We start from the raw sequence: 11,355 nt of genomic DNA, 5'->3' as shown, positions 1-11,355 counted from the left end.
CTGACCAAAAGCCTTGCCCGCGAGCTGGCAAGCCGCAATGTGACCGTGAATGCAGTCGCGCCGGGCTTTATCGAGACCGACATGACCGCCGCCCTGCCGGAAGCCGTCCGTGCCGAAATGGCAAAGGGCATCCCCGCAGGCCGCGCAGGAAAGCCGGAGGATGTGGCAAATGCAGTGGCATTTTTTGCCGCAGAACAAAGCAGCTATCTCACCGGGCAGGTGCTCTGTGCAGACGGCGGCATGGCAATGTAAAAGGAGAAAACTCTCATGGAAAAACGCAGAGTCGTGATCACCGGCCTTGGCACCGTGAACCCGCTGGGCAACAACACCGCCGACAGCTGGGCCGCTGCCAAAGCGGGCAAATGCGGCATCGGCCCCATTACCCAGTTCGATACCACCGATTTTAAATGCAAGCTGGCAGGCGAGGTGAAGGGCTTTGACCCGGAAACCATCGTGGACAAAAAGGAAGCCCGCAAGATGGCCCGCTTTACCGTTCTGGCCCTTGCTGCCGCCGCTGAAGCAGTTGCAGACAGCGGTCTGGACACCGAAGCGGAAGCCAAACAGATCGGTGTCATCCTTTCCAGCGGCATCGGCGGTCTGCCCACCATTGAGGAGCAGCACACCCGTGGTGAAGAGAAGGGCATGGAAAAGGTAAGCCCCTATTTCGTGCCCATGTCCATTGCCAACATGGCGGCAGCACAGGTGGCCATCCGCTTTGGCCTGAAGGGCATGTGCACCTGCCCGGTGACGGCCTGCGCCGGCGGCACCAATGCCGTAGGCGATGCCTTCCACCGCATCCGTGACGGCTACGAGACCGCCATGGTCTGCGGCGGTGCAGAGAGCTGCATCAGCCCTCTGGGCATCGGCGGCTTTACCAGCATGAAAGCGCTTTCCACTGCGACCGATCCGGATGCAGCCAGCCTGCCCTTTGACGCACGGCGCGGCGGCTTCGTGATGGGCGAAGGCAGCGGTGTGCTGGTGCTGGAAGAGCTGGAACATGCCCGTGCCCGCGGTGCGCACATCTACGCCGAGGTGGTGGGCTACGGTGCCAACTGCGATGCCTACCACTTCACCGCCCCCGCCCCCGGCGGCGCAGGTGCCATCGACTGCATGACGCTGACGCTGGCGGATGCAGGCATCGCACCGGAGCAGGTGGACCACATCAACGCCCACGGCACCGGCACCCACATGAACGATGCCTGCGAGACCGCCGCCATCCATGCGGTGTTCGGCGAACACGCAAAGCAGCTGACTGTGGTGAGCACCAAGAGCATGACCGGCCATCTGCTGGGCGGTGCGGGCGGCATTGAAGCCGTATTTACAGCGCTGGCCCTGCATGACCAGTTTGCGCCGCCCACCATCCACTATGAGCAGCCCGATCCCGAATGTGATCTGGACTATGTGCCGAACACTGGCCGTGCGCAGGCCATGACCTACGCACTGAGCAACAGTCTGGGCTTTGGCGGGCACAACGCCTGCATCGCCCTGCGCAGATGGGAGGGCTGACCCATGGCAGAACCCCGCACCGTGCGTGCAGACGCAAACGCCCTGAACAGCGAGGAGATTGCGGCGCTTCTGCCGCACCGCTATCCCTTTGCCCTTGTGGACCGCATTTTGGACTACGAGCCGGGCCAGTGGGCCATCGGCCGCAAGTGCGTGAGCCGCAATGAGGAATTTTTCTGCGGACATTTTCCCGGCCAGCCGGTGATGCCGGGAGTGCTCATTCTGGAAGCACTGGCCCAGACCGGCGCGGTGGCAGCGCTCAGCCTGCCGGAGAACAAGGGCAAACTGGCCCTCTTCGGCGGCATCAAGAATGCCCGCTTCCGCAAGCAGGTCACCCCCGGCGATGTGCTCACCCTGCACTGTGAACTGGTAGAACAGCACGGCCCGGTGGGCGTGGGCAAAGCCTCGGCGTGGGTGGACGGCAAGTGCGCCGCCACCGCCGAGCTGACCTTTGTGCTGACCGACCCCAACGCCTAAAAACACCCCTGTGAGTTTAAAAAAGCTCACAGGGGTGTTTTCCGTTATTTTACCATTGAGAAGCCGCTTCGCTCTCTCAGCCAAGCGCCACATCCAGAACCATCAGTGGTGCCCCACCAGATAGGCCACCCGGTCGATCTGCGCCGCCGTCATGCCGGTATCCGCCAGAAATTCCCGCACCAGCGGAGCACTCTCCTGCTCCTGATACTTTCCATTGGTGTTACTGCAATGGTAGGATCGCATATTTACTGATTTCTGTATCTGTTCAGGACAGCATCCGGGATATGGCAGTAACTGCAGTCTTCAGGGTGCCGTTCCAGATGGTGCTGATGCTCCTCAGCGCTCCGGACATAATTTGTCAGCGGCAGCACTTCCAGCATGATCTTGTCCCGGTCCTCCCGGCCGTTTATAAAAGCTCTTGCTTCTTCCAGATGTCTGGGATCTGTACTGTACAGCCCTGTCCGGTACTTTTTTCCAACGTCCACGCCCTGTTTGTTCAGGCTGTAGGGGTCGATGATCTCAAACAGGTGTGCCATCAGTTCTGAAATGCTTGTGTTTTTCTCATCATAGACCACTTTTACGCATTCTGCATATCCATCGTATGGGCCATCCAGAGAACTCGTTGTTCCGTTGGCTCTGCCGGCTTCAGTCATCTGTACACCAGGCACTGTGTCAAAAAAATGCTGTACGCCCCAAAGGCATCCGCCTGCGATATAGACCGTTTCCATCTTGATTTTCCCCTTTCCTGTTGATCATATATCAGCTTTGCTCCTATTCTACCACGCTTTTCCACTGTCGGAAAGATGTCGAAAAACAAAAATGGCCCCGGAGGGCTTATCGCAGCTCTCCGGGGCCGCCTTGTGCAGAGTGATTTTCTCTCGATGGGCTTTCAGAAATGCTTTGCTGTAATCAGCTTGCGCGAACCATAGCGGAAGGACCCTCATAAGATACAGAAAAGATTTCTGTATTTTTCTTGACAGTTTTCCCATATTCTGTTTTAATACATCTGATAAAAGGGAGTAAAGGGCAGTATTCCGGCTTATTCTTCGGGAGACTGCTGCATGGCAGCGTCATCACGGCAGAAATGCCCGATGTCATGTGTTCGCTTGAGACTTTTGTCACAGACAAGGTGCTGTGGCAGGAGTCTCTTTTTCTTGTCACCGTACCGGAGCACAATAGGAGGCAAGAAAACTATGAACTTTCTGAACACATTCGCAAGTCTGTTTTCCAATTTTGGAAACCTGACTTGGCAGATGGTGGTGATGTGGGGCATTGGTGCATTGCTCATCTACCTTGCCATCGCCAAAAAAATGGAGCCGAGCCTGCTTTTACCCATGGGCTTTGGTGCCATTCTGGTCAATCTTCCGCTGTCCGGTGCCATCACGCAGGGCGATACCGTAGGCCCCATTTCTGCCCTGTTTGAAGCAGGCATGTCCAACGAGCTGTTTCCCCTGCTGCTTTTCATCGGCATTGGTGCTATGATCGACTTTGGCCCCCTGCTGGAAAAACCGTGGCTCATGCTCTTTGGTGCCGCAGCGCAGTTTGGTATTTTCTTCACCCTGTTTCTGGCAGGCTTCTTCTTTGATTTGAAGGATGCTGCTTCCATCGCTGTCATTGGTGCAGCGGACGGTCCCACCGCCATTTTTGTAGCTAACACCCTCAACTCCCAGTACCTTGGTGCCATCATGGTGGCAGCGTACAGTTACATGGCTCTGGTGCCCATCGTGCAGCCGCCGGTCATTAAACTGCTGACCACTCAGAAGGACCGCCGCATCCGGATGCCCTATGAAAAGGGCAATGTCAGCCAGCTGACGAAGATTCTGTTCCCCATTGTTGTAACCATCATTGCCGGTATGGTAGCTCCTGCCAGTGTAGCTCTAGTTGGTTTTCTGATGTTCGGCAACCTGCTGCGGGAGTGCGGCGTACTGAACGCCCTCAGCGAAACCGCGCAGAATGTGCTGGCAAACCTCATCACCATCGTGCTGGGCCTGACCGTGGCCGGACAGATGACCGCTGACAAGTTTGTCCGGCCCGATACTCTGCTCATCCTTGCACTGGGTCTGGTAGCCTTCGTTTTTGATACCGCAGGCGGCGTGCTGTTTGCAAAGCTGCTGAACCTGTTCCTGCCCGAAGGCAAAAAACTGAACCCGATGATCGGTGCAGCCGGCATCTCCGCCTTCCCCATGAGCGGCCGTGTGGTCAACAAGATGGGATTGGAAGAAGATAACCAGAATTTCCTGCTGATGTACTCCATCAGCGTCAACGTTTCGGGGCAGATCGCATCCGTCATTGCAGGCGGCCTGATTCTGACCCTGATGGCTTAACGGAGGTACACTTATGCTTCATCTTTCTTCGTGGATGACCACCCTGCCCATGATGCTCATCGGCATGGTCGGCATTCTTCTCGTCATTGGTGTCATTGTCCTGGCTGTGATGCTGCTCAACCGGCTGACAAGTCGGAAATAATTCACCCCATCAAGCAGAAACGAATTTACGGCGAAATATCGCTATAAATATGATGCACAGGCCTTCTAAAGCTGTGATTTTGTGACAACTTGGTGTCACTTCAATAAAGAACCCGCTTTCACTTCAATTTGATGTTGAAAGCGGGTTCTTTTCGCTTTTATGCGTGTTTGACGGCGGTTTCAAAAAGATTGACTGCTGCGCCCTCTTGCGTGTCGGTGTTGTGGGTACCACGCTTTTTCACTTCCGAAAAGATGTCAGAATACAAAAACCCCCGAAGAGCTTCTTACGGTTCTCCGGGGGTTGGTTCTATGCGCCGGTGTTCCTCACACCGATGCACAAACGTTACTCGATTTCAATGAGATTGGGATTCGCAGGCAGAGCCTTCTGCTGCTGCGGTGCGGGCAGCACGATGTGCAGGATGCCATCCTCGAACTTTGCGTGGATGTCCTCCTTCTTCACGGCATCACCCACATAGAAGCTGCGGGCACAGGTACCGGAGAAGGTCTCACGGCGCAGATAACGGCCATTGTTGTCCTTCTCGTCATTGGAGTGGTTGCGGACGGCCTGAATGGTCAGGTAGCCGTCGCTCAGCTCCATCTGAACGTCTTCCTTCTTGCAGCCGGGCAGGTCAACAGCCACATCATAGTTGCCATCGGCGGTCTGCTTCACATCGGTTTTCATCATGTTTGCGCCGCGCTTGCCGAAGGTCTCACGCTCTTCACGATTCATTGCACGCTCCAGCACACCGTCGTTCCAAAACGGATCAAAGAAATCATCGAACAGATTTTCATGGAAAACAGCAGGCATAAACATAAAACAACCCTCCAATCCCGGCGTTCGGGTCGGGCATAAAATCAAGATCGTGCATCAGAAGCGGAGTCTTCCCGGGAGCCTTGCGGTTCCCTCATGCCCCTTTCTCCTGAGCACGCCACTGTTATAACACTGTTTATTAGCAGTGTCAATAGTAGAGTGCTAAAATTCATAAAAGAATAATACTTTTATAACATTTCATGCAATTCTCGGCAAAATCGTTTGCACTGGATTCAATTTTTTCTTCTCTGATCGTAGTCTTTCGCTGTGACAGAACGGATGCAAGCCGTTTTTTCAGAACCAGGCGATCCATTGCCCGCGTAAACAATGCAGTTATCAAAAAGTCTCTCTGTCCTTGCAGCGTCTTGCGTTCTGCCGGTCCACCCGCTATAATAATGTAGAAACCGAGATGAAAAGAGCGTGATATTGTGGAAGAGACCGAGATCAGTCATTTTCTCCACATTCTGGTCCGAATGGGCGAAGCTTTACAAAACAGCGGCGCAGAAGTATTCCGCGTTGAGGACACTTTGAACCGGATCGCAATCGCCTATGGGGCAGAAGATGTGAATGTATTCGTGATCACATCCAGCATCGTGGTCACGCTTACCATGCCCTCGCTGCCGCCGCAGACCGAGACCCGCCGCCTGCGTCACGCTGCCAGCAATGACCTGCTGACATTGGAAAAGCTCAATGCGCTCAGCCGCCGTATCTGCACAGCGCCTCCTTCCATAGAAGAGTTTCAGCGCCAGCTGAATGCCATTCTGGCACAGCATCCGGACCCAAGACTGCATCTTGCCGGCAGTGTGTTGGCTGCTTCCAGTTTTGCCATCTTCTTTGGTGGAAATCTCTGGGACGGCCTGCTGGCCGGCGGCATTGCCGTTCTGATTTGCTGGATGGAGCGCTATCTCTCGCCTTTTTGTATGAATGGTGTAGAATTTCAGTTTATAGCATCATTTCTCAGCGGTGTCTCCACTCTGCTGCTCTGCCGCTTTGGGATGCAGTTTCATGCCGATAAAGTTCTGATTGGTATCATCATGCTGTTGATTCCCGGCATCATGCTGACAAATTCCATCCGGGACATCTTACTTGGGGACATTATTTCCGGCTCTCTTCGGCTGGTGGAAGCCATTCTGATGGCCGCCACCCTTGCCCTCGGCATGATGGCCGCCATCTGGTTGATGGGAGGAATTTCCGCATGATACAGGTTTTTTCGCAGTTGCTCAGTGCTGCCCTTGGTTCGGTCGGTTTCGGACTGATCTTCAATCTGAACCGGCGCTACTTACCCGCCGCCGGTGTAGGCGGACTTCTGGCATGGCTGGCTTATCTTCTTGCCGCCAACACCCTGCACAGCGTCTTTCTTGCCAATCTGTTGGCCGGTTTCTGTGCCGCTCTGTATGCCGAAATTCTTGCCCGATGCTGCAATGCACCCTCTACGCCTTTCTTCATTACCGCTGCCATTCCCCTCATTCCCGGAAGCACCCTCTACTACTGCATGAACGCAGTCGTCTCCAATGATTTGTCTGCTGCAGAGCATTTCGGAGAGCAGACCTTTCTGGCCGCTCTTGGAATTGCCGGCGGTATGGCAATCGCATGGTACCTGGCCGATTTGAGCCGGAAGCTGCACGCACTTGCAATCCGTTCTTCGGGAAAGTAGCGATCTTCCACATTGAAGAATGCCCCTGATGATCGGGTCGTTTGAGCTGCTGCTCTGAAATACGGAAAAAGGCCGCCCGGCATCGCAGCAGGGCAGCCTTTACAATTACAAGGATGTGTCTCTATGAAACTCAAACAATTCATTCAGCAGGAAACGGTTCTCACCGCAGCCGCTGTGCTGGCCGTTGTCTCCGCCTTCTTTGTTCTGCCGGATGCGCAGTATCTCGGCTACATCGACCTGCGCACGCTGGCGATTTTGTTTTCCCTGATGACGGTCATGGCCGGGCTGCGGCGGCAGGGCTTTTTTGATGGACTGGGCCGGGCATTGCTGTCCCGTACCCACAGCACCTTTCAGCTGACACTGGTACTGGTCGGGCTGTGCTTTTTCGGAAGCATGTTCATCACCAACGATGTTTCCCTGCTGACCTTCGTTCCCTTTACGTTCGTGGTTCTGAGCCGTCTGGGAGCGGATGTCCGCCGCTCCCTTCTGATCCCGGTGGTCTGTATGCAGACCATTGCGGCAAACCTTGGCAGTATGCTGACCCCCATCGGCAACCCGCAGAACCTCTATCTTTACGGAAAAAGCGGCATGAGCATCGGGGGATTTGTTCTTCTTATGCTGCCCTACACCCTGGTCTCTCTGCTCCTGCTGCTGGCTTGGGCAGCGCTGGTCTGCCGGAAAGCCTCTGCCGCCCTCTCCGTGGACGAGCTTGTTTCTTCTTCTGCATCTCAGGGAGATCAGAAGATCATCCTGCTGTATCTGGTTCTGTTTGCCGTCTGCCTGCTGTCCGTGATCCGGGTGTTGCCTTATGGCATTGCCTTTGCCGCTGTACTCGTCTGCGCCCTTTTTGCAGACCCGCACACCTTACGGGCAGTGGACTATTCCCTGCTTTTGACCTTTGTGGCTTTTTTCATCTTCATTGGCAATCTTGGCCGCATTCCGGCCTTTTCCGGCTGGCTGCAGGAGTTTTTGACCGGCCGGGAAGTTCTTGTGGCGGTTCTTGCTTCGCAGGTCACCAGTAATGTTCCCGCCGCCCTGCTGCTGTCCGGGTTCACGGCAGAGACACAAGCCCTTATCATCGGCACCAATCTGGGAGGTCTTGGCACTTTGATCGCATCCATGGCCAGTCTTATTTCCTACCGACAGATCGCACGGGAGCTGCCACAGGGAAAGAAGCAGTATTTGGGGCTGTTCACCCTGTCCAACCTGATCTTCCTTGCGATCCTGCTGGGTGTGTGGTTTTTGCTCCACTGACCGTGGCAGATGACTTATGGTTTTTCTATAAAGCTAAAAAAGGGGAGTTCCGTCACGGACGAAGGTCCAGGCAGAACTCCCTTTGGTTTTATCGTATGGTCAGAATGCCGGTGCCCACCGGCACCTCCAGCAGCTTGCCGGAAAAATGCTTCGGGATGCCGGACAGTGCCTTTTCCAGATAGGCATCGTTTTCCACCTTGTTCATGTCCCACACCAGACGGCACACTGCTTTCCCGCTCAGGGTGGAACAGGTGATCATACTGTCATAAAAATTATTGCCGCCTGTCAGCCGGTAGGCACTGCGGATTGCTTCTTTTCGTTCCATGCTCCGTCCTCCTTACACTCTTTCACCGCTTTTGCGCCGTAACGCACAGCCAGCCCTTTTTATTTTTGTGGCTCTGGATCTGACAGAATCCTGCTTGTTCCAGATACGCTTTCAGTGCAGTATCCGTATAGATGGTCATGCCATTGATGATCTGCGTCCATTTGTCGTCTTTTGTCGTTTCGCCGTTCGCTTCGTTACAGATGAAAAAGACCCCGCCGGGCTTCAGCACTCGATAAACCTCTCTGAAATTCTGCGCAAGTTCCGGCCAGAAGTAGACCGTTTCAAAGGCAGTCACCACATCAAACTGCTCCGCTTCAAACGGCAGCTCTGTCACGCTTGCCTGTTGCACGGTACACCGTCCTGCTGCAATGGCTCTGGCATTGACCTTTCGCGCTTTTTCCACACTGACGGCTGAGTAGTCGATGCCCTGCACCCTGCCTTTGGGGCACAGTTTCAACAGTGTCTTAATGTTCGCTCCACCGCCGCAGCCGCAGTCCAGCACCATGGCATCCGGGGCAGGCTGTAAAAAGCGCAGCCCCCATTCTGCCATTGCGCTGTGTCCAAAGTTCATCATAGCAACCATGATCTTCCCGCCAAGGCCTACGGGCTTTCGGGTATTTTCAAAAAAGGACATAATGCCACCCTCTTTCTGTTTACCGTTCACAATGCAATACTTTTTACCAGATGCGCCCGCTGCACCGGGTGACGGCCAGCAATTCCTCGTGCCACAAGTTAGGTAAAGCTAACTTTTCATTCTATAAAAAGCCGCTTCTCAGCGGTCCTTCTGCCAAAATAATACGCCCTGCCGTCTCCTCTGTCAAGAAGTTTAGGTATTTTCGGGTATTCCGAAAGAGATTTCGCTTTCGGGAACCCCCAACCGTCACCCCAGTGCCACATCCAGCACCATCATCACGCTGAAGCCCACCGCAAAAAATACCGTGCCAACGTTGGAGTGCTGCCCCTGCGACATTTCCGGGATCAGTTCCTCCACTACCACATACAGCATGGCTCCGGCGGCAAAGCTGAGCAGATAGGGCAAAGCAGGCACCACGATGCCTGCCGCCAGAATCGTCAACACTGCCCCGATGGGCTCTACGATGCCGGACAGTACGCCGCCCCAGAACGCCCGGCCTTTTTTCATTCCTTCCGCCCGCAGTGGCATGGAGATGATGGCCCCCTCCGGGAAGTTCTGGATGGCAATGCCAAGGGAAAGTGCCAGCGCCCCGGCGGCGGTGATCTGGGCAGTTCCGGCAAGGTATCCGGCATAGACTACGCCCACTGCCATACCCTCCGGGATGTTGTGCAGCGTCACCGCCAGAACCATCATGGTGGTGCGCTGGAGCTGGCTTTTTGGCCCTTCGGCCTGCAAACTGTTCTGGTGCAGATGCGGGATGAGATGGTCCAGCAGCAGCAAAAACAGGATGCCCAGCCAGAAACCCACCGCCGCCGGGAAAAACGCCAGCCTGCCCAGATCTGCAGCCTGCTCCATAGCCGGGATCAGCAAGCTCCATACCGATGCCGCCACCATCACTCCGGCGGCAAAGCCGGTGAGGGCGCGCTGGATGCCGTCGCGCAAAGAGTTTTTCAAAAAGAACACACAGCCTGCCCCAAGGCTTGTACCTAGAAATGGAATCAGGATTCCCCAGAATGCGTCTTGTATCATGTAGTACCTCCTTGCGGTTATTCGTGACTAACTGCATAAAAAGTATACTGCGCTCCGGCAAAAAGGTCAAGGGCTTTGCGGTATAGAGGATGCAGATCGTTTCCTGCATCGAAAAATTCACCTCTGCAAACTTTCCGGTTTCTACTTGACAACGCCCGGTGGGAGTGCTATTTTTACTTCGCGAATTTGTTTTGCCTAACCATCTGAGGGGTTTTTCCCCTGCATTTTTTTGCATCAATTGTTAGGCAAAGCTAACTATTTTTTCAAAACTGAGATAGAGGTGTGTTACCATGAGATTGAAAAAAGTATTTGCAGGTGCACTTGCGGCCGCTATGCTGGTATGCGCTGTGGCAGTCCCGGCCTTCGCTGCGGAAGAGGTGGAACAGGAAAACTGCCTGACCTCCAGCTATGTCCAGATGAACATCCCCTACGCCGACTTCTACAAGGCTGCCGGTGTGGACAACGCATCTGAGATCGACGCTGTGACCAGCGCCACCAGGAACAAGACCCGCGCAGGCAACCTTGCCGCCGGTTCCTACCACATCAACGCAGATGGCACCGACATCACCGGCGTTTCCTTCCCGGTCAAGGTGCTGACCCCGTGGGCGCTGAAGAATGCAAAGCAGGTCACCGATGCCGACAGCTACGACATTACCGTTACCCTGAAGGGCAAGGAATCCACCACCACCTACACCGGCGCAGATGCCTTGTTTGAGAACGAGAGCTACGCTTACTACAAGCTCAGTGAGACCCCTGCCTACTACATCACCGCATGGTATAACCTGCTGAGCGGCAAGTGGGAGTTTGGCAAGGTCCACGCCACCGAGACCACTGTAGAGGGCACCACTGTGGAGCTGAATACCAACGGTCACCATGCCACCTACGAGATGAAAATCTCCGGTTTTGATCTGGACTACAAGGCCAACAAGGTCTACGGCGTAGTTCTGACCACCGCCGATGGCAGTGAGTACGGCCTGCATCATGTGACCAACATCTGGCATGGTACCAAGCTGGGCTTCAATGCCGATGATCCTTACTTTGCATCCATCATCGGCAAGACGATTACTCAGATCACCTTCTACGCCGCCGACGGCGTGTATGTCCTGCCGGTCAATGTGGCGCTGTGAGGTCGCGGAAAGCTGCCTGATTTAGCAAATCAAATACAGTACAAAACGGCAAGGTCGCTTGGCATCAAGCGGCCTT

15 protein-coding genes are annotated in these 11,355 nt (G+C 54.8%); 9 read left to right on the top strand and 6 right to left on the bottom strand.

The window, feature by feature from the left end; all coding sequences use genetic code 11:
* From QZL71_RS05845 to fabZ, 3 genes are all read left to right on the top strand, one after another.
* Positions 1 to 252, top strand: a 252-nt coding sequence (locus QZL71_RS05845; RefSeq protein ID WP_294648249.1) for an SDR family oxidoreductase, incomplete at its 5' end; no start/stop codon positions are given.
* A 15-nt stretch (positions 253 to 267) separates the two neighbouring features.
* Entirely contained in the window at positions 268 to 1,506 is a 1,239-nt protein-coding gene (gene fabF / locus QZL71_RS05840; protein WP_005939739.1) for a beta-ketoacyl-ACP synthase II, read from the top strand.
* Between the two features lie 3 nt (positions 1,507 to 1,509).
* On the top strand, positions 1,510 to 1,980 hold the full coding sequence (gene fabZ / locus QZL71_RS05835; RefSeq protein ID WP_005939736.1) for a 3-hydroxyacyl-ACP dehydratase FabZ: 471 nt from the start codon (positions 1,510 to 1,512) through the stop codon (positions 1,978 to 1,980).
* Positions 1,981 to 2,082: 102 nt separating this feature from the next.
* Here fabZ and QZL71_RS05830 read toward each other — a convergent pair whose 3' ends face one another.
* Together QZL71_RS05830 and QZL71_RS05825 are read right to left on the bottom strand one after the other, a co-directional pair.
* A complete protein-coding gene (locus QZL71_RS05830) occupies positions 2,083 to 2,223 on the bottom strand; it encodes a hypothetical protein (protein WP_242959377.1) in 141 nt (46 codons plus the stop codon).
* A 2-nt stretch (positions 2,224 to 2,225) separates the two neighbouring features.
* A complete protein-coding gene (locus QZL71_RS05825; protein WP_097774744.1) occupies positions 2,226 to 2,708 on the bottom strand; it encodes a peptide-methionine (S)-S-oxide reductase in 483 nt (160 codons plus the stop codon).
* 465 nt (positions 2,709 to 3,173) lie between these two features.
* On the opposite strand from QZL71_RS05825, the gene QZL71_RS05820 reads away from it, so the two are divergent.
* The gene (locus tag QZL71_RS05820; RefSeq protein WP_005939727.1) at positions 3,174 to 4,304 is read left to right on the top strand and encodes a sodium ion-translocating decarboxylase subunit beta; all 1,131 of its coding nucleotides are present in this window, start codon (positions 3,174 to 3,176) and stop codon (positions 4,302 to 4,304) included.
* 13 nt (positions 4,305 to 4,317) lie between these two features.
* A complete protein-coding gene (locus QZL71_RS05815) occupies positions 4,318 to 4,446 on the top strand; it encodes an oxaloacetate decarboxylase (protein ID WP_097782029.1) in 129 nt (42 codons plus the stop codon).
* Between the two features lie 342 nt (positions 4,447 to 4,788).
* Here the strand turns inward: QZL71_RS05815 and QZL71_RS05810 are convergent, their stop codons facing one another.
* Complete coding sequence (locus QZL71_RS05810; RefSeq protein WP_294648247.1) at positions 4,789 to 5,259, bottom strand: Hsp20/alpha crystallin family protein; 471 nt, start codon at positions 5,257 to 5,259, stop codon at positions 4,789 to 4,791.
* Positions 5,260 to 5,684: 425 nt separating this feature from the next.
* Between QZL71_RS05810 and QZL71_RS05805 the strand changes: the two genes are divergently transcribed.
* The 3 genes from QZL71_RS05805 to QZL71_RS05795 all read left to right on the top strand — a co-directional run bounded on the left by QZL71_RS05805 (position 5,685) and on the right by QZL71_RS05795 (position 8,164).
* The gene (locus QZL71_RS05805; RefSeq protein ID WP_005939719.1) at positions 5,685 to 6,455 is read left to right on the top strand and encodes a threonine/serine exporter family protein; all 771 of its coding nucleotides are present in this window, start codon (positions 5,685 to 5,687) and stop codon (positions 6,453 to 6,455) included.
* Positions 6,452 to 6,910, top strand: coding sequence for a threonine/serine exporter family protein (locus QZL71_RS05800; RefSeq protein WP_294648246.1), 459 nt, complete (start codon positions 6,452 to 6,454; stop codon positions 6,908 to 6,910). The genes QZL71_RS05805 and QZL71_RS05800 overlap by 4 nt, the downstream gene beginning before the upstream one ends.
* Positions 6,911 to 7,033: 123 nt before the next feature.
* Entirely contained in the window at positions 7,034 to 8,164 is a 1,131-nt protein-coding gene (locus QZL71_RS05795) for an SLC13 family permease (RefSeq protein WP_294648245.1), read from the top strand.
* Positions 8,165 to 8,252: 88 nt separating this feature from the next.
* Here QZL71_RS05795 and QZL71_RS05790 read toward each other — a convergent pair whose 3' ends face one another.
* From QZL71_RS05790 to QZL71_RS05780, 3 genes are all read right to left on the bottom strand, one after another.
* Positions 8,253 to 8,489 (bottom strand): hypothetical protein, encoded by a 237-nt coding sequence (locus QZL71_RS05790; RefSeq protein WP_294648243.1) that lies wholly within the window; start codon positions 8,487 to 8,489, stop codon positions 8,253 to 8,255.
* Between the two features lie 22 nt (positions 8,490 to 8,511).
* Positions 8,512 to 9,123 carry a class I SAM-dependent methyltransferase gene (locus QZL71_RS05785; protein WP_294648241.1) on the bottom strand — a complete coding sequence of 204 codons (612 nt, stop codon included), beginning with the start codon at positions 9,121 to 9,123 and terminating at the stop codon, positions 8,512 to 8,514.
* Positions 9,124 to 9,369: 246 nt separating this feature from the next.
* The gene (locus QZL71_RS05780; protein ID WP_097770701.1) at positions 9,370 to 10,152 is read right to left on the bottom strand and encodes a ZIP family metal transporter; all 783 of its coding nucleotides are present in this window, start codon (positions 10,150 to 10,152) and stop codon (positions 9,370 to 9,372) included.
* Between the two features lie 290 nt (positions 10,153 to 10,442).
* Between QZL71_RS05780 and QZL71_RS05775 the strand changes: the two genes are divergently transcribed.
* Positions 10,443 to 11,279, top strand: a complete 837-nt coding sequence (locus QZL71_RS05775) for a hypothetical protein (RefSeq protein ID WP_294648240.1) — start codon at positions 10,443 to 10,445, stop codon at positions 11,277 to 11,279.
* Positions 11,280 to 11,355: the final 76 nt, after the last annotated feature.

It is taken from the genome of uncultured Faecalibacterium sp. (assembly GCF_900066275.1).
GTDB lineage: Bacteria > Bacillota > Clostridia > Oscillospirales > Ruminococcaceae > Faecalibacterium > Faecalibacterium taiwanense.
This window is presented reverse-complemented; position numbering and strand designations above follow the sequence as displayed.